The sequence below is a fragment of the Serratia sp. JKS000199 genome, assembly GCF_900215455.1.
GTDB classification, from domain to species: domain Bacteria; phylum Pseudomonadota; class Gammaproteobacteria; order Enterobacterales; family Enterobacteriaceae; genus Serratia; species Serratia ureilytica.
Window position 1 is genome coordinate 612,877 of record NZ_LT907843.1, and the last position, 16,744, is coordinate 629,620.

17 protein-coding genes are annotated in these 16,744 nt (G+C 63.9%); 10 read left to right on the forward strand and 7 right to left on the reverse strand.

Annotated features, from left to right (window positions below):
* Window positions 1-248: 248 nt before the first annotated feature.
* From CPH57_RS03010 to modE, 4 genes are all read right to left on the reverse strand, one after another.
* Window positions 249-1,067: a CPBP family intramembrane glutamic endopeptidase gene (locus CPH57_RS03010; RefSeq protein WP_096242017.1), complete on the reverse strand. Its 819-nt coding sequence runs from the start codon at window positions 1,065-1,067 to the stop codon at window positions 249-251.
* A 167-nt stretch (window positions 1,068-1,234) separates the two neighbouring features.
* Window positions 1,235-1,807, reverse strand: a complete 573-nt coding sequence (locus CPH57_RS03015) for a cysteine hydrolase family protein (protein ID WP_033642216.1) — start codon at window positions 1,805-1,807, stop codon at window positions 1,235-1,237.
* A 91-nt stretch (window positions 1,808-1,898) separates the two neighbouring features.
* A complete protein-coding gene (modF, locus tag CPH57_RS03020) occupies window positions 1,899-3,386 on the reverse strand; it encodes a molybdate ABC transporter ATP-binding protein ModF (RefSeq protein WP_096242819.1) in 1,488 nt (495 codons plus the stop codon).
* A gap of 90 nt (window positions 3,387-3,476) precedes the next feature.
* On the reverse strand, window positions 3,477-4,268 hold the full coding sequence (gene modE, locus CPH57_RS03025; RefSeq protein WP_096242018.1) for a molybdenum-dependent transcriptional regulator: 792 nt from the start codon (window positions 4,266-4,268) through the stop codon (window positions 3,477-3,479).
* A 186-nt stretch (window positions 4,269-4,454) separates the two neighbouring features.
* On the opposite strand from modE, the gene CPH57_RS03030 reads away from it, so the two are divergent.
* The 9 genes from CPH57_RS03030 (at window position 4,455) to modC (ending at window position 13,164) form a co-directional block, all read left to right on the forward strand.
* Window positions 4,455-6,614, forward strand: coding sequence for a TonB-dependent siderophore receptor (locus CPH57_RS03030; RefSeq protein ID WP_096242019.1), 2,160 nt, complete (start codon window positions 4,455-4,457; stop codon window positions 6,612-6,614).
* 4 nt (window positions 6,615-6,618) lie between these two features.
* Window positions 6,619-7,614, forward strand: a complete 996-nt coding sequence (locus CPH57_RS03035) for an ABC transporter substrate-binding protein (protein ID WP_096242020.1) — start codon at window positions 6,619-6,621, stop codon at window positions 7,612-7,614.
* 1 nt (window position 7,615) lies between these two features.
* Complete coding sequence (locus CPH57_RS03040) at window positions 7,616-8,371, forward strand: trans-aconitate 2-methyltransferase (RefSeq protein WP_033642220.1); 756 nt, start codon at window positions 7,616-7,618, stop codon at window positions 8,369-8,371.
* Between the two features lies 1 nt (window position 8,372).
* Entirely contained in the window at window positions 8,373-9,398 is a 1,026-nt protein-coding gene (locus CPH57_RS03045) for an iron ABC transporter permease (RefSeq protein ID WP_033642221.1), read from the forward strand.
* Window positions 9,395-10,183, forward strand: coding sequence for an ABC transporter ATP-binding protein (locus tag CPH57_RS03050; protein WP_033642222.1), 789 nt, complete (start codon window positions 9,395-9,397; stop codon window positions 10,181-10,183). The genes CPH57_RS03045 and CPH57_RS03050 overlap by 4 nt, the downstream gene beginning before the upstream one ends.
* Before the next feature lie 145 nt (window positions 10,184-10,328).
* A complete protein-coding gene (locus CPH57_RS03055; protein WP_004939813.1) occupies window positions 10,329-10,478 on the forward strand; it encodes an AcrZ family multidrug efflux pump-associated protein in 150 nt (49 codons plus the stop codon).
* Between the two features lie 158 nt (window positions 10,479-10,636).
* The gene (gene modA / locus CPH57_RS03060; protein ID WP_089194397.1) at window positions 10,637-11,410 is read left to right on the forward strand and encodes a molybdate ABC transporter substrate-binding protein; all 774 of its coding nucleotides are present in this window, start codon (window positions 10,637-10,639) and stop codon (window positions 11,408-11,410) included.
* Complete coding sequence (modB, locus tag CPH57_RS03065; protein ID WP_015377003.1) at window positions 11,407-12,096, forward strand: molybdate ABC transporter permease subunit; 690 nt, start codon at window positions 11,407-11,409, stop codon at window positions 12,094-12,096. Before modA ends, modB begins: the two co-directional genes overlap by 4 nt.
* On the forward strand, window positions 12,097-13,164 hold the full coding sequence (gene modC / locus CPH57_RS03070; protein WP_016928697.1) for a molybdenum ABC transporter ATP-binding protein ModC: 1,068 nt from the start codon (window positions 12,097-12,099) through the stop codon (window positions 13,162-13,164). It begins immediately after the preceding gene.
* Between the two features lie 31 nt (window positions 13,165-13,195).
* Here modC and CPH57_RS03075 read toward each other — a convergent pair whose 3' ends face one another.
* A complete protein-coding gene (locus tag CPH57_RS03075) occupies window positions 13,196-14,014 on the reverse strand; it encodes a pyridoxal phosphatase (protein ID WP_033652412.1) in 819 nt (272 codons plus the stop codon).
* Window positions 14,015-14,192: 178 nt separating this feature from the next.
* Between CPH57_RS03075 and pgl the strand changes: the two genes are divergently transcribed.
* Entirely contained in the window at window positions 14,193-15,188 is a 996-nt protein-coding gene (gene pgl / locus CPH57_RS03080) for a 6-phosphogluconolactonase (protein WP_096242021.1), read from the forward strand.
* Between the two features lie 64 nt (window positions 15,189-15,252).
* On the opposite strand, the gene CPH57_RS03085 is transcribed toward pgl, so the two are convergent.
* Window positions 15,253-15,735: a kinase inhibitor gene (locus CPH57_RS03085; protein ID WP_042783877.1), complete on the reverse strand. Its 483-nt coding sequence runs from the start codon at window positions 15,733-15,735 to the stop codon at window positions 15,253-15,255.
* Window positions 15,736-15,767: 32 nt separating this feature from the next.
* Window positions 15,768-16,736, reverse strand: coding sequence for a CDF family Co(II)/Ni(II) efflux transporter DmeF (gene dmeF, locus CPH57_RS03090; RefSeq protein ID WP_072055813.1), 969 nt, complete (start codon window positions 16,734-16,736; stop codon window positions 15,768-15,770).
* Between the last annotated feature and the right edge of the window lie 8 nt (window positions 16,737-16,744).

Below are 16,744 nucleotides of genomic sequence, written 5' to 3' on the forward strand. Positions count from 1 at the left end.
TTTCAGCCGCCGTCTTGATACGCCCGTTGCTGAAAAGGGAGAGTACATTGCGCAAAAAGATAGCATGCCCGCGGCGATAAAAAGGTGATCTAACGCGAAAAATGGAATCGTTTACACTTGATTGAAAAGCGCCGGATGGGCGGAGATGAGCCGGTGGCTACGTGATTGAGGGGATTGCGGTGAGCTGCCGGTGATAGCGTTTTCACCTGGTCAACCGGCAGAGAGAGGCTCTCTGCCGGCGTCAGCCGTCAGGGGTGCTGATACAGCGGGTAGGTGAAGAACAGCAGATGGGTCAGATTAAGCCCGAAATGGAACAGAATCGGCACCCACAGACGGCCGCTCCACATCCACGCCAGGCCGTAGATCACCCCGGCGAGGGTCGCGAAGATCACCATCAGCGTACCGCCCGCCAGATGCGCGGCGCCGAACACCAGGGAGGCGACGATCAGCGCCGGCCAGGCCCCCAGCCACTGGCTGAGGCGCTGCTGCAGGTAGCCGCGAAACAGCGCTTCTTCGGCCATGCAGACGAAGAACAGGTTCGCCATAACGAAGGGCAGGATCCAGGCGGGCGCATGCAGCTCGATTTTTAAGCCGCCCAGCGACACCGCCAGCAGCAACAGCGCCGGCACGGCCAGCAGCAGCGCAATCCAGCCCGCCTTGCCGCCGTTGCCGCCGCGTTCGGCGGAAAACAATGTGGGCAAGCAGGCGAACAGCAGGAACGGCACCATCGACTTGTCGAAGTTGTAATACATGGTGAACGGCGCGCTGAGCGGGCCGGCCTTTTCGCCGTCGATCATCAGCTGGTTGTGGATGCCAGGCACCAGATGCAAGAACAGCGCCACGCAGCCGGCGATCACCAACCCTTCGAGCGCGATCGCCAGATTACGCTGCGCGCGAAAATAATGACGTAGACCCGCCAGCGCCACGATGGCCAACAGGCAACCCAGGCTGAGTGGCGTCAGCACCCCATGATAAAGCCCCATGCCCGCCGAGGCGGCCAGGATCACCCAGGCTATCAGCCGGTTAAACGGCAAGAAAAATAACGAAGCAGCCAGTACGCCCCACATAATATGTCCCTTTAAAATATGTACACGGCGCTCAGCGCCTTTGCGGCGTGCGATGATGGCGAAATTGAGCGCTAAAGCGGATAGTAGCACACCAGAATGACGCTAAAGGTCGGGGCAGTGATGCATTCGTGCATTATGCCGGCCGACACAACCGGCGGCGATGCAGGTTAACCTCTCATCCAGGCCTGCGAACGGGTGATTTCGGCCAGATTTTGCAGGGTATCCAGACTCTGCTGGTGGATCTCCTGCGTAGGGGCTGCGCACAGATCGTGCAATACGGTCACCTGAAAGCCGGCGTCGTGCGCCTGACGCGCGGTGCTTTCGATGGCGAGCGGCGTGCTGATGCCCGCCAGCAGCAAATGGTGGCACCGATGTTGCCGCAGCCAGGCTAACAAATTGTTACCGGAGAAGGCGCTAACCGCCGTTTTTTCAAACTGCAGATCGGTCTCTTCCCGGTGCAGTTCGGGCACCCAGCGGCATCCCGGGCCATTTAGCCGCAGCGCGCCGATCTGCTTGAGATGGTTGAACAGCGGCGAGTGAGGCGGGATGTCATGATAATCGTCGGCGAATCCCACCCGCACCCAAATTACCGGGATTTTTCGCACCCGCGCATAGGCCGCGGCGGCATTGACGTTGGCGAGCAGGTGGGTCGCCGCCACCTGTTCACGGCAGTGGTTGGCGCGGCCTTTGGGCCCGATAAGATCCTCGATCAGGTCGATGATAATCAACGCAGCGGACATGGCGTCTCCAGAAAATGGCTTTCTTTCTATGATAAAAGGCCAAATGTGATGTGCTGCGGTGAAGTGTTGCCGGATATGTTTACGCCGCGTTTCAGACGGAGGCCGCCTCCAGCCGCTGGTGTTGATAGCCGTAGCCGCCCTCGCCGTCGGGCACGAAGCTGAGGCGGTGGGTGATGCACTGCGGCGCATCTTCGGCATGGTGCGAAACGAACAGCAACTGCGTGGCGCCCTGGCCGATCAGCACGTCGATGAAGCGGCGCACCAACTGGCGATTGAGCGGATCCAACCCTTGCAGCGGCTCGTCGAGGATCAGCAGCGCCGGGTGCTTCACCAGCGCGCGGGCGATCAGCGCCAGCCGCTGTTGGCCCCAGGAAAGGCTGTGGAACGGGGCGTCACCGCGCGCGCCGTCGAGCCCGAGCAGCGCCAGCCATTGCTCGGTCAGCTGCCGCTGGCGATCCGAGACCGCCTGATAAATGCCGATCGAATCGAAGAACCCCGACAGCACCACGTTGCGCACGCTGGTGTTGACGCGATAATCCAGATGCAGGCTGCTGCTGACGTAGCCGATATGGCGTTTGATTTCCCAGATGGTTTCCCCGCTGCCGCGGCGGCGGCCGAACAGCGTCAGATCGTTGCTGTAGCCCTGCGGGTGATCGCCGGTGATTAAACTGAGCAGGGTGGATTTGCCGGCGCCGTTCGGACCGACGATCTGCCAGTGTTCACCGGGGTTAACCTGCCAGTCGAGATGATTGAGGATCGGCCGATCGTTATAACTGACCACGCCGTCACGCAGGACGATCAGCGGACGATCCGCCGGCAGGGCCTCTTTTTGCGTCGGATCCTCCGTTTCCGGCAGCGCCAGCCCGCTGAGATTTTCGCTGTGCGCCAGCTGCGCCACCAGCGCGTCCGCCATCACCTGGCTGCGCGGCCCGCGGTTGGTCAGGGTGCAGTCCGCCAGCACGCCCACCTGCCGGACAAAATCCGGTATTTCGTCGAAACGGTTGAGCACCAGCACCACGGTCTGCCCCTGGGCGGAAAGCTCGCTCAGCAGCGCGGCGAGCTGCGCGCGCGAGTGCACGTCCAGCCCGTCGAAAGGTTCATCGAGGATCAGCAGGTCGGGCTGCGGCATCAGCGCGCGGCACAGCAGGGTTTTGCGCGTTTCGCCGGTGGAGAGGTATTTGAAGCGGCGCGTCAGCAGGGCGGTAATGCCGAACTGCGCGGCCAGTCGCTCACAGCGCGCGGCGTCTTTCACCTCTTCCTGAATGATCTCCGCCGCGGTACGGCCGGTGTCGTCTTCGTCCGCGCTGAGCAGATCGGTATTGTTGCGTTGCCACTCGTCGCTGACCATCTTTTGCAACTGTTCGAAGGAGATGCGCACCGCATGCTGAAAGTCGCTGCGGCGTTCGCCGCGCAGCAGAACCAGTTCGTCGGCCAGCGCGCGCGCCAGGGCGGATTTGCCGCTGCCGTTGGCGCCGACGAAGGCCCAGCTTTCACCGGCCTGGATCGCCAGCGCTTCCAGCGTCAGGGTGCGGGTATCGCTCAAGCGGAATGAACCTTGCGAAATGTGCAACGACGACATCACCTGTTCCTTTTTTTGCAATTATTTTCCTTAGAAATAGGCGCATTGCAGGGTGATGTCAATCAACAAAAACGCAACATCACGTTGCGCTTAACACAACGTGGCGACAATCACCCGATCGGCGTTGAACAGGGCGTGTACGGCGGCGCCGACGCTCAGCTGCAGGCGCTGCAGCTCCGCCGTCGTCAGGGTGGCGCACAGGGTTTCGCCGCCCGCCAGCGTCACCAGCACCTCGCTGTGTTCGGCGCCCGGCTGAATGCCGGCCACCACGCCCGCCAGCGCATTCTCCGCGTCGGCGTTATCGGCCGCATCGACGCTCAGACGCACCCAGGGCGCCTTGATCAGCGCCAGCACCTCTTTGCCGGGCGTCAGCTGCAGCCGATCGGCGCTTTGCTGGGTAATGGCCGCCGTCAGGCGAGTGCTGCCGTCGTTCAGCAGGATCGCCAGATGCTGCTGTACCTGCTGGTGGTCGCGTTCGATCACGGTGCCGAAAAACTGATTGCGCGCGCTGGTTTGCAGCGAGAAGCGCGAGATGGCCGCCAGCAGGCTGTCGAGCGGCAGATCGTCCTGCTGCAGCACGTCGAAGGCTTTTTGCTGCACCTGGCCCAGCAGATCGTACAGCTGGATCAGCCGTTGGCCGTAGTGCGTCAAATGCGCGCCCCCGCCGCCTTTGCCGCCGGTGGCGCGTTCCACCACCGTTTGTTCCGCCAGTTGGTTCATCTCATTGATGGCGTCCCAGGCGCTTTTGTAGCTGATGCCCGCCAGTTTGGCGCCCTGGCTGATGGAGCCGGTGTGCTGCACCTGTTTCAGCAGCGCGATGCGGCGCGGATCGGCGAACAGCTTTTGCTGGAGTTTGAGAGTCAGAAGAATTTCGGCCTGCATAGCGCATCCTGTCGGCGGCAAAAATCGTATTGTCGCCGATTTGGCGGCAAAGCGCCAAACGCCGCGCGTGGGAGAGTGGGGCAATAAAGACTGGCATTGCAATATTGTAATAATATAACATAACAAAAACGATAAAGCTTTATTCCGGCTGCGGCCGATTTTTATTTCACCACAGGGATGCTCCACATGAGTACGACACGCCGGCGTCTTGTCACGCCCAGAAAATCTTTATGCCTTGCCGCTTGGGTCGGCGGCGCACTGACGGCGCCGCTGGCTTTCGCTGCCGACTGCGATAAAGCCCGCAATGCCACGGGGTGCGAAGAACAGCTCACCGTGGAGGCGGCGGCCCCCGCCGGGCGCTACGATGCGTTGAGCGCCGTGAGCCGCAGCGCTTCGCAGCTCGGGCTGACCGCTCGGGAAACGCCGCGCAGCGTCGATATCATCAGCGCAAGAGCGATCCAACAGCGGGGCGACCGCTCGCTGGCCGCCGCCGTCGAGCATGCCACCGGTCTGTCCGGCGTCGCTTCGCCAACGTTGTCCAATAACTTTTCCGCGCGCGGTTTCCGGCCTATCGCCTGGTTGTATAACGGCGTGGAGATGCCCGGCAGCACGCTGCAGCTGGGCGATCCGGCGCATTACGACAGCATCGAGGTACTGCGCGGGCCGGGATCGGCCTTGAACGGCCTGAGCGCCGCGGGCGGCAGCGTCAACCTGATCTCGCGGCGGCCGACCTTCAGCCGCCAGCCGCTCGAGCTCGATTATGGCTTCGGCAGCTACCGCAGCCAGCGTCTGCATCTGGGGGCCGGCGGCGCGCTGGTGGACGATGCGGTGGCGTACCGGTTGGACGTCAGCGGCAACGACAGCGGCAGCAACGTGCAGTATGAACGCGATCGGCAGAAGCGGGTTTCCGGCTCGCTGCTGTTTAAGCTGACGGACGATGCGCTGTTGACGCTTAGCCTGGACCGCATGCTCAACCGCACCAACAACCCTTACTACGGCACGCCGCTGCTGGACGGGCGCATTGCCGGCGAGCTGCGCGACATCAATTACAACAACCTGACCGACAGCCGCATCCAGAGCAACGCCACCGCATTTCAGGCCAGCCTGGACTGGTTTATGACGCCCGAAGTGGAATGGCATAACCAATTCTATTACTACAGCGGCTTTCGCGAATGGCGCAACGTCGAGCGCTTCCGCGTCGCGGCGGCGGCCCGGCCCGGCGACGTCAACCGCGACTCCTTCGGCGCCCTGGCGCACGACGACGATCTGATCGGCAACCGCAGTTCGCTGGTATTCGACCGCGCCATCGCCGGTTTTGATAACCGGTTGCTGGTCGGCCTCGATCTGAGCAAGCGGCATTTTCAGTATTATTCCAACGGTTTCCCCGGCTCGGAAGACGTACCGCTTGTCGCGCCGCCCAGAGAGCCGTTCGCCCAGGGTACCGACCGCCAACGCGCGCCGGTGCGCCACGTTACCCAGAACCAGTACGCCGCCTTTCTCGAGGATCGCTTCAGCCTGACCGAGCGTTTAGCGTTGCTGGGCCAGCTGCGCTACAACCATATGAACATGGACTGGCGCTTCCAGGGGCCGCAGGAAGAGAGCCGCGCGCACACCTACGTTTTCAGCACCTGGAGCCTGGGCCCCAGCTATGCATTGACCGACAACCTCACGCTCTACGCCAACTACACCACCGGCCAGGAGCCGGGCAACGATCTGTTCTTCCTCAGCCCAACGCAGACCGATCTGCCGCTGACGCGAGCGCGCCAGTGGGAGGCCGGCGCCAAAGGGCAGTTCTGGGGGAACAAGGGCGAGGCGACGCTGGCGCTGTACGAACTGCGCAAGGACAACCTGTTTGTGCCCGACGCGCAGCGGCCGGATGCGTTGAACGCGGTAGGCAGGCAGACGTCGCGCGGCATTGAGCTTGGCGTGGTGCTGCGTCCCGACGAACGCTGGGAGCTGGCCGGCAACGCCGCTTACACGCATGCCCGCTACGACGACTATCGCGGCGGTAGCCCGCTGCGCAGCTACAACGGCAATCGCCCGGCCTATATCCCGGACTGGACCGCCAACCTCAGCGTGCATTATCAGGCGACGGAGCGCCTGGGGCTGGCTTCTTCGCTGCGCTACGTCGGCAGCAGCTACAACGACGACGCCAACCGGCGCAAGATGCGCGCGTACACCACGCTCGATCTGGCGGCAGACTATCAGCTGACGCCGATCGTCGATGTTGGTTTTCGCATTCGCAACGCCACCAACCAGCTGTACGCCTATCAGCGTACTTACCCGGACCAGGCGCTGATCGCGCTGCCGCGCAGCTATGAAACCTTCGTGTCGGTCAGGTTCTGACGGCGTGAAAGGCTGGCTTGCCCTGCTGTTGTGCGCCCTGGAATTGGGCGGCAGCGCGCCGCTGCGTGCCGATGCCGTCAGCCTGCAAAATTGCGGGGTAACGCGCGATTACCCGCAGCCGCCGCAGCGGGTGCTGGTTTACGCCAACCCGGCGCTGGAAAACCTGATGGCGCTGGGGCTGGCTGGCCGCGCGATCGGCGTGGTCGGGTATGACCGCACGCGCGATCCCGTGCCAACGGCGTCGGCCGAGACATTGCAGGCGCCCACCAGCCCGGCGCCGCCCACGGCGGAAGCGTTGCTGCTGATGCGGCCGGATTTTGTCTATTCGGCTAGCTATTACTGGCTGCACAGCCCGGAAACGCCCGATCGGGCGCGGCTGGCAGAATGGGGCATCGGCACTTATCTCTCTCCCGGCGCCTGCAGCGGCCAGCAAAGCGCGATCGCCGCCGCGCTGACGTTCGAAGACATTTTCACCGAGCTGCGGGAGCTGGCGCGCATTTTCAACGTCAGCAGCGCCGGTGAAGCGCTGGTCGCGCGGCTGCGCGGGCAGCTGAGGGCGTTTGAGGCGCAGCGCGCGCCGCTGCCGCATTTACGTCTGCTGTGGTGGTATGCCGGCGCGCAAACGCCCTACGTGGCGGGCTGCTGCGGCGCGCCAGGTTTGCTGAGCCGCAGCGTCGGTAGCGAGAACCTGTTCGGCGATCGGCCCGAGCTGTGGCCGACGGTGTCTTGGGAGGTTATCGCCGCCCGCGATCCGGATGCGATCGTGCTTGGCGATCTGCCGCGCGGCGGCCTCGGCGACAGCGCGGCCGACAAAATCGCCTTTCTGGAACATCACCCGCTGACCGCGACGCTGTGCGCCGTGCGTCAGCGGCGCTACGTGATCCTCCCCGGTTACGACATGGACCCTTCCGCCCGCACCGTGGCGGCGCTGGGCCGTTTGATTCGGGGCCTGGCGGCCTTGCCGCCGCAGGCGCCGACTTTTTCCAACAAGGAACCTTGATATGACTGCCGTTTCATTCTCTTCGCTGCTGGACTCCTGGGATCGCCAGCAGGCGGCCTACATCGCCGAACGGGAAGCGCGTTTTAACGCCCAGCTGGAGGTGCTGGCGCTGGCCGCCGGCCAGGATTTTCACGTGGTGGATCTGGCCTGCGGCCCGGGATCGCTGAGCCTGCGCATTTTGCAGCGCTTTCCGCAGGCCAGGGTGACCGCCATCGATCTCGATCCGCTGTTGCTGGCGGTGGCGCGCGGTGCGCTGGCGGAGTACGGCGATCGGATCCGCATTCTGCAGGCCGATCTGGCGGATCCGGCCTGTTTTGCCGCGCTGTCCGGCCCCGCGCCGCAGGCGGCGGTGTCCAGCACGGCGCTGCACTGGCTGATGCCCGAGCAGCAGCTGGCGCTGTACCGCAACGTTGCCGGGCTGCTGGCCGACGGCGGCGTGTTCCTGAACGCCGATCATCAGCGCTATGACCAGCGTCAGCCGCGGCTGAAAGCGTTGGCGGAGCGGCACGACGAGCAGACCCAACAGCGCGCCTGGGACAACGGCGTCGAGGATTGGGATCGCTGGTTTGCGGGCGCGCTGCAATCGCCGGCGCTGGCCGCTTATCAGGCCGAGCGTGAAGCGCTGTTCGCCGGCCGCCCGGTGCCGCCGCCGACGCCGGTGGATTTCCAGCTCGCGGCGCTTAGACAAGCCGGTTTCAGCGAGGCGGGGACGGTGTGGCAGCTGTTGGACGACTATGTGATCGCAGGCTGGAAATAGCATGATCCGGGGGTTACTGCCCGGCCGTAAGGCCGGTTGGCTGCTGTTGCTGGCGGCGGCGCTGCCGCTGGCCCTGCTGGGCGCCACCCTGTCGGGGCCTGCGCCGATCGCGTGGCACGACGCCTGGCGCATCGTGTTCGGCGTCAGCGGCAGTGCGGCGACCGACGCCGAGGTGTATCAGCGCATCATCTGGTCGCTGCGGATGCCGCGCGCGCTGTTGGCGGCGCTGGCCGGCGCCGGGCTGGCGTTGGCGGGCACCGTGCTGCAGTCGCTGACCCGCAACCCGCTGGCCGATCCCTGGGTGCTGGGCATCTCCTCCGGCGCCGGCGTGGGGGCGGTAACGGTATTGGTATTGGGGCTGGGGGGCGGCCTGCTGTCGGTGTCCGGCGGCGCGTTTATCGGCGCGCTGGGAGCATTTGCGTTGGTGATGCTGCTGGCCGGGCGTTCGCTGCAGGGGGAGTCCACGCTGTTTATTCTGGCCGGGGTGGCGGTGACGCAGCTGCTTTCTGCGTTGACTTCGCTGATCACCCTCTGGCAGGCGGACGCCAACGTCACGCGCGGCGTGATGTTCTGGCTGCTGGGATCGTTCAGCGACGCGCGCTGGCCGCAGGTCGGGCTGTGCGGGCTGGCGCTGGCGGCGGCGCTGCTGCTTTGTTGGCTGCGGGCGGGTGAGCTGGACGCGCTGGCGTTCGGCGGCGTGACCGCCGCTTCGTTGGGGGTGGCGGTGGCTCCGCTGAAGCTGCTGCTGTATGTGGTGACTACCGCGCTGACGGCGGCGATCGTCGCGTTCAGCGGCGCGGTGGGATTTATCGGGCTGACGGTGCCGCATGTCGCCCGGCGGCTGGTCGGCTCGCGGCATCGGCTGCTGTTGCCGGCCAGCGCGCTGTGCGGCGCGCTGTTCGCCGTGGCGGCGGACACGCTGGCCAGAACGCTGTTTGCCCCGCGCGAGCTGCCGGTCGGCGTGCTGACGGCGCTGTTGGGGGTGCCGGTATTCCTGCTGTTGCTGTATCGGAAGGTCAATGCATGACGATTGAAAAAGCGCGATCCGGCCTGCGCGCCGAAGCGGTGAGCTGGCGAGCGGGCGAACGCACGGTGCTGGAAAATCTGGATTTCTGCGCCTTGCCCGGTGAGGTCACCGGCGTGCTCGGCGTCAACGGCAGCGGTAAATCCACGTTGCTCAAGCTGCTGGCCGGGTTGCAGCCTGCCGCCGGGGGCCACGTTTGGCTGGAAGGGCGCGAAATTACTGCGTTTTCCGGGCGGGAGCGCGCCAGGCGCATCGCCTTTCTCGAGCAATCCGCCCCCGGCGCCTTCGCGCTGCCGGTGAAGGAGGCGGTGCTGCTGGGGCGCCTGGCCCATATCGGCCGCTGGCGCGGTTTCGGCCCCGAAGATCGCCGCCTCGCCGGGCAGGCGATGGAGCAAGTGGGCATCAGCCACCTGGCCGATCGCGATTGGCAGCGGCTGTCCGGCGGCGAACGGCAGCGGGTGCACCTGGCGCGCGCGTTGGCGCAGCAAACGCCGTGGCTGCTGCTGGATGAGCCCGCCAACCATCTGGATATCGCCCATCAGCAGCAGTTTATGGCCTTGCTGCGGCGGCTGAAGCTCAGCGTGGTGGTAACGCTGCACGATCTGAATCTGGCCGCCTGCTATTGCGATCGGGTGGCGCTGCTGCAGCGGGGCAGGGTCTGTGCGGCAGGTGCGCCGCGGCAGGCGCTGACGCCGGAGAACATTCGCGCGGTGTACGGGGTGGAGGCCCGGCTGGCGGCGCCCGCCGGCTATGCGCCGCCGCTGATCTATTACCCCGCACCGGCATGAGCCCGGTGGAAAGGGCACGTTTGGCCGATCACAATTTCGCCTCGCTGGCTAAAATAACTCCGGTTTTAGCGATTTTTTGGGTTAGAATAACCCGATATGCGGTGAAAGGCATTTGCCGCTCAATGGGCAGTTAAGCGAGGCTATCATGTTGGAATTATTGAAAAGTCTGTTATTCGCCGTGGTGATGGTGCCGGTGGTCATGGCGCTGATCCTCGGCTTGATCTACGGTTTTGGCGAAGTGTTCAACGTCTTCTCCAAAGTGGGCCGTTCGAAAGAAAACCGTACCCAGCACTGACCGTTCCCCATCCCGATACCCGTCGGCATCGCCCGGCGGGCATTCCTCAAGTTATCTCACGCTTTGCCGATAAACCGCATGACAAGCTTTCGCGCAACGTTATATTATTTTTTATATAACGAAGAGTGATAATGCACGTTAACTTGCGGAGAAAAACAATGAAACAGCAATGGACCAAATGGGTTGGCGGGATCGTGTTGGCATCGGGTCTGGTGGCCCAGGCCTCGGCGGCGGAAAAGATCACCGTGTTTGCCGCCGCGTCGCTGACCAACGCGCTGCAGGACATCGCCACCCAGTATCAAAAAGGCAAGGACGTGCAGGTGGTTTCCTCCTTCGCGTCGTCTTCTACGCTGGCGCGCCAAATTGAGCAGGGCGCCCCCGCCGATCTGTTTATCTCCGCCGATCAGCAGTGGATGGATTACGCCATCGATAAGCAGCAGATGGTGAAAGACACCCGTTACACGCTGCTGGGCAACGAACTGGTGCTGATCGCCGCCAAGAACGATAAACAAGACAAGATCGCCATCGACAAGCAGACCGATTGGGCCAAACTGCTGAACGGCGGCCGCCTGGCGGTGGGCGATCCGGATCACGTGCCGGCCGGCATCTACGCCAAAGAGGCGCTGGAGCATCTGGGCGCCTGGCGCGCGCTGGAGCCTAAACTGGCGCGCGCCAACAATGTACGCAGCGCGATGGCGTTGGTGGAGCGCGGTGAAGCGCCGCTCGGCATCGTCTACGGTTCCGACGCGGTCGCCAGCGACAAGGTGAAAGTGGTGGGCGTGTTCCCGGAAGACAGCCACAAACCGGTTGAATATCCGATGGCGATGGTGAAAGATCGTCAAACTCCGGCGGTCAGCGCTTTCTATACCTATCTGAAGAGCCCGGAAGCCGCCGCTATTTTCGAACATTATGGATTCACCCCGCGTAAATGATTCTGAGCGAGTACGAGTGGCAGGCGGTTGAGCTGAGCCTGAAAGTCTCCGGCTTGGCGGTGGTCTGCAGCCTGCCGTTCGGCATTTTGATGGCCTGGGTGCTGGTGCGTTGCCGTTTTCCCGGCAAGGCGCTGCTGGATGGCGTCATTCACCTGCCGCTGGTGCTGCCGCCGGTGGTGGTGGGTTATTTGCTGCTGATCGCCATGGGGCGGCGCGGCGTCATCGGCGAGTGGCTGTACGACTGGTTCGGCTTCAGCTTCAGCTTTAGCTGGCGCGGCGCCGCGCTGGCGTCGGCGGTGGTGGCGTTTCCGCTGATGGTTCGCGCCATTCGGCTGGCGCTGGAGGCGGTGGATACCCGGCTGGAACAGGCGGCGCGCACGCTGGGCGCCAATCCGTGGCGGGTATTTTTCACCATCACGCTGCCGCTGTCGCTGCCCGGCGTCATTGTCGGCGTGGTGCTGGCCTTCGCCCGTTCGCTGGGGGAGTTTGGCGCCACCATCACCTTCGTCTCCAACATTCCCGGTGAAACCCGCACCATTCCGCTGGCGATGTATACGCTGATTGAAACACCGGGGGCGGAGGCCGCCGCCGCGCGTCTGTGCGTGATCGCCATCGTGCTGTCGCTGGCTTCGCTGATGGTGTCCGAATGGCTGGCCCGCTGGGGCCGAAAACGGATGGGGGTGTAAATGCTGGAGCTGGACTTCTCGCAGCAGCTGGGCGATCTCAATCTCAACGTCCGCGCCGATTTGCCGGCGCAGGGCATCACCGCGATTTTTGGCCTGTCCGGCGCGGGCAAAACCTCCCTGATCAACGCCATCGGCGGCCTGACCCGTTTGCAGCAGGGGCGCATCGCGCTCAATGGCCGCACGCTGGTGGATACCGCCGCGGGCCTTTGCCTGCCGCCGGAAAAGCGCCGTATCGGCTACGTGTTTCAGGATGCGCGCCTGTTCCCGCATTATCGGGTGCGCGGCAACCTGCAGTACGGCATGGCGGCCGGCATGCGCGCGCAGTTCAACACCATCGTTGAGCTGCTGGGCATCGGGCCGCTGCTTAATCGGCTGCCGCTGACGCTGTCGGGCGGTGAAAAACAGCGGGTGGCGATCGGCCGCGCGCTGCTGACCGCGCCGGAGCTGCTGCTGATGGACGAACCGCTGGCCTCGCTCGATCTGCCGCGCAAACGCGAGCTGCTGCCGTATCTGGAGCGGTTGGCGCAGGACGTCAACATCCCTATCCTCTACGTCAGCCATAGCCTGGACGAGATCCTGCGCCTGGCCGAGCAGGTGATGGTGCTGGATCGCGGCGAGGTGCGCGCGTTCGGCGGGCTGGAAGCCGTCTGGGCCAGCAGCGCGCTGCGGCCGTGGCTGCAGCGTGAAGATCAGAGCAGCGTGCTGCGCGTCAGCGTGATTGAGCATCATCAACGCTATGCCATGACCGCGCTGGCGCTCGGCGATCAAAGGCTGTGGGTCAGCGGTATCGACGCCGAACTGGGCACCCAGCTGCGCATTCGCATCAACGCCGCCGACGTCTCGCTGGTGCTGCAACCGCCGGTCAACAGCAGCATTCGCAACGTGTTGCCGGCCAAGGTGAGCGAATGTCTGGACGTGGACGGGCAGGTGGAAGTGAAGCTTGCGGTCGGGGAACACGTGCTGTGGGCGCGGATCACGCCGTGGGCGCGAGACGAACTGGCGATCCGCCCTGGGCAGTGGCTGTACGCGCAGGTGAAGAGCGTGTCGATCAGCCGCGAGAGCCGCTAAGACAGGCCCTCCCGGCGGGAGGGCGAAAAGATTACAGCACGCGGGTGCGGATCACCTCGGCGATGCCCGGCTGCAGATTATCGGCGATCACCAGATCGGCGCGTTCCTTGATCGCGTCATCGGCGTTGCCCATCGCCACGCCCAAACCGACCGCTTCCAGCATGCTGATGTCGTTGTAGTTGTCGCCGAACGCCACCACCTGATCCATGCTCAGCCCCTGCGACTCCACCCACTGGCGCAGGCGTTTGCCTTTGCTGTTGCCGCCTTTGGCGATATCCACCTGATCGTGCCAGGACCATTCGCACGCCAACCCCAGCTCTTTTTCCACCGTGTCGGCAAACTCGCGCAGCGCCGGAATATCGGCGTGCGAGGTGGCGAATTTCCAGATCGCCTGCGCGTCGTCGGCCGCCTGCGCCAGGCTGCCGACCTGCAGCAGCGTCGGGCGCTGCGCCGCAGGCAAAGTTTCGGCCCAGGCCAGCGAGCGAGTCACGTGGCCGCTCGGTTCCTGATACAACATGGCGTCGTCAACGTACATCAGCCCGTGAATGTCGGTCTGTTTGAGCATCTGCAGCACCTGTTTGGCCTGCTCCTTCGCCAAGGGATCGGCGGCCAGCACCTTTTTCTGCTGAAAATCATACAGGTAAGTGCCGTTGCAACAGATGGCCGGCGTGTCAATCTGCAGCGCCTGGTAGAATGGATGGATGGCGACGTGATGGCGGCCGGTGACCACCACCACCTGGACGCCGGCGGCGCGCGCCTGCGCCAGCGCTTCCAGCGACTGCGGTAAGATGCGTTTTTGATTGTCCAGCAGGGTGCCGTCAAGATCGAGGGCGATGACGCGGTAGCTCATAGGGTTCTCGTTATCGTTAGCCATAAAATTAATTCGATGGTACACCGGATAGCCAATGGAGAAAACCGCGTGAGCTTCCGGTGCTAAGCAGGGTTGCCATGCGGCGGATGTGCGGTAAGCTAGGGACAATCGAACGGCCTGAAACCGGTTCCTCTTTTACCCTTTGCAAGGAGAACACATGAAGCAAATCGTTTATGTCGCCAGCCCGGAGAGCCAGCAGATCCACGTCTGGCAGTTGGACGACGCTGGCGCGCTGACGCTGCTGCAAACCGTTGACGTGCCGGGCCAGGTGCAGCCGATGACCCTTCATCCGGACAAGACTCACCTGTACGTCGGCGTGCGTCCGGCGTTCGGCATCGTCAGTTACCGCATCGAGGCGGACGGCACGCTGCAGCAGGCCGGCATGGCGCCGCTGCCGGGCAGCCCGACCCATATCTCCACCGATTTGCAGGGGCGTTACCTGTTCTCCGCTTCCTACAGCGGCAACTGCGCCAGCATCAGCCCGATCGGCCACGACGGCGTGGTCACGGCGCCGATCCAACAGATCGACGGCCTGAGCGCGCCGCACTCCGCCAACATCGATCCGACCAACCAGCTGGTGCTGGTGCCGTGTCTGAAAGAAGACCGCATCCGTCTGTTCAACCTGAGCCTGGCGGGCCAGCTGACGCCGTACGCGCAGGACGCGGTGGATATCGCCGCCGGCGCCGGTCCGCGCCATATGGCGTTCCACCACAACGACAAGTTCGCTTATTGCGTCAATGAGCTGAACGGCACGGTGGACGTGCTGGCCATTTCGGAAAACGGCGGCAAATACACCGTGACGCAAACGCTGGATATCATGCCGGACGATTTCGACGGCACCCGCTGGGCGGCGGACATTCATATCACGCCGAACGGCCGCTTCCTGTACACCAGCGATCGCACCGCCAGCATTCTGACCCTCTTCAGCGTCTCCGAAGACGGCGGCACGTTGAGCGTGGTCGGCTATTATCCGACCGAAGCGCAACCGCGCGGTTTCAATATCGATCACAGCGGCCGCTTCGTGATTTCGTCCGGCCAGAAGTCCGATCACATCGCGGTGCATGAAATTGATCAGGCCAGCGGCCAGCTGACTATGTTGGCGCGTTATCCGGTGGGCAAAGGCCCGATGTGGGTAAGCGTGCTGGCGAAGTAATTCGGCGGGCAGAGCAGAAAAGCGCGGTTCGGTTGAGCCGCGCTTTTTTATGGGCGGAGATCAATCAGTTGAACATCACCGTCAGCGTGGCGCTGCCGAGGCTGTGGAAATGCACGTTAAAGCCCACCAACGCGCCGCTGGAACCTTCATCCACCTCAATGCTTTCCACGTCCAGCGCATGCACGGTGAACTGATAGCGGTGGCGTTCGCCATTCGGCGGCGCGGCGCCGCCGTAACCGGCCGAGCCGAAGTCGGTACGGGTTTGCAGCGCGGCGCTCGGCAGCGGCGCTTTGCCGGAGCCTGCGCCCTGCGGCAGCTCGCGCACGTCGGCCGGAATATTGGCCACCACCCAGTGCCACCAGCCGGAGCCGGTCGGGGCATCGGGATCGTACAGGGTGACGACGAAGCTTTTGGTGCCGGCGGGCACGCCGTCCCAGGCCAGGTGCGGCGACAGGTTATCGCCGCGGTAGCCCATGCCGTTGAAGACCTGCGTCTGCGGCATTGTGCCGCCGTCCTGCAGATCGTTGCTGTACAAACGAAAAGCCATAATGACTCCCAGTTGTCGATAAACGCGGACCCTTAAGCTAGATCTTTTCGGTGGAACAATACAACCCCTTGCGCCAGCGGCGGACGGTTGATCTCGACGGTGACATGCACCAGTTCGGGATGCGCGGCCAACAGTTGGCGCACCCGATCGGCGGTGAGGGTGCGATCGGCGCTGCTCAGGGCGAGGACGCAATGATATTTTCCTTTGCCGATGCGGCCTACATGCAAATCGGTCAGCGTGAGCGCGTGGCCGGAAGCGGCCAGGGCCTGGCGGATGTCTTGCGCCACCGGGGCGTCCATTTCGGCATCCAGCAAAATCTTTCCGCTATCGCGCATCAGGCTATAGGCCCAGGCGGCCACCATCGCCGCGCCGACGATGCCCATCAGCGGATCGAGCCAGGCAGCGCCCCAAAGCTTGCCGCCGAACAGCGCGACGAGCGCCAGCACCGAGGTGGCGGCGTCGGCGAGCACGTGAACATAGGCAGAACGCAGGTTGAGGTCATGATGAGTGTCGTCGTGGTCATCCCCGTGATGATGATGGTGGCCGCCACCGCGCAACAGCCAGGCGCAGAGCAGGTTGACGGCCAGCCCGATCGCGCCGATGGCGATGGCTTCGTTGTAATGAATCGGGCTGGGATTCAGCAGCCGCTGCCCAGACTGAAACAGCATCAGCGCCGCCACCAGCACCAACAACACCGCGCTGGTGTAACCGGCCAGCACCTCGATCTTCCAGGTGCCGAGGCTAAAGCGGCGATCCTTGGCCAGCCGGCGTGCGGCGCCGTAAGCCAGCACCGACAGGCCCAGGGCCAGCGCGTGCGAACTCATGTGCCAGCCGTCGGCCAGCAGCGCCATCGAGTTAAACAGCCAGCCGCCGGCGATCTCGATAGCCATCATACTGGCGGTGAGTATCACCGCCCATCTGGTGTTTCTTTCGGCCAATGGGTTACCATCGTCAAAAACGTGGCTGTGCTCGCGGTGCAAAACGGGCGCGTGAGACGTCATGGTGAAGT

Coding starts and splice junctions, on each gene's coding strand:
- CPH57_RS03010 (WP_096242017.1), bottom strand. CDS start 1,067: ATGTGGGGCGTACTGGCTGCTTCGTTATTTTTCTTGCCGTTTAACCGG.
- CPH57_RS03015 (WP_033642216.1), bottom strand. CDS start 1,807: ATGTCCGCTGCGTTGATTATCATCGACCTGATCGAGGATCTTATCGGG.
- modF (WP_096242819.1), bottom strand. CDS start 3,386: ATGTCGTCGTTGCACATTTCGCAAGGTTCATTCCGCTTGAGCGATACC.
- modE (WP_096242018.1), bottom strand. CDS start 4,268: ATGCAGGCCGAAATTCTTCTGACTCTCAAACTCCAGCAAAAGCTGTTC.
- CPH57_RS03030 (WP_096242019.1), top strand. CDS start 4,455: ATGAGTACGACACGCCGGCGTCTTGTCACGCCCAGAAAATCTTTATGC.
- CPH57_RS03040 (WP_033642220.1), top strand. CDS start 7,616: ATGACTGCCGTTTCATTCTCTTCGCTGCTGGACTCCTGGGATCGCCAG.
- CPH57_RS03045 (WP_033642221.1), top strand. CDS start 8,373: ATGATCCGGGGGTTACTGCCCGGCCGTAAGGCCGGTTGGCTGCTGTTG.
- CPH57_RS03050 (WP_033642222.1), top strand. CDS start 9,395: ATGACGATTGAAAAAGCGCGATCCGGCCTGCGCGCCGAAGCGGTGAGC.
- CPH57_RS03055 (WP_004939813.1), top strand. CDS start 10,329: ATGTTGGAATTATTGAAAAGTCTGTTATTCGCCGTGGTGATGGTGCCG.
- modA (WP_089194397.1), top strand. CDS start 10,637: ATGAAACAGCAATGGACCAAATGGGTTGGCGGGATCGTGTTGGCATCG.
- modB (WP_015377003.1), top strand. CDS start 11,407: ATGATTCTGAGCGAGTACGAGTGGCAGGCGGTTGAGCTGAGCCTGAAA.
- modC (WP_016928697.1), top strand. CDS start 12,097: ATGCTGGAGCTGGACTTCTCGCAGCAGCTGGGCGATCTCAATCTCAAC.
- CPH57_RS03075 (WP_033652412.1), bottom strand. CDS start 14,014: ATGAGCTACCGCGTCATCGCCCTCGATCTTGACGGCACCCTGCTGGAC.
- pgl (WP_096242021.1), top strand. CDS start 14,193: ATGAAGCAAATCGTTTATGTCGCCAGCCCGGAGAGCCAGCAGATCCAC.
- CPH57_RS03085 (WP_042783877.1), bottom strand. CDS start 15,735: ATGGCTTTTCGTTTGTACAGCAACGATCTGCAGGACGGCGGCACAATG.
- dmeF (WP_072055813.1), bottom strand. CDS start 16,736: ATGACGTCTCACGCGCCCGTTTTGCACCGCGAGCACAGCCACGTTTTT.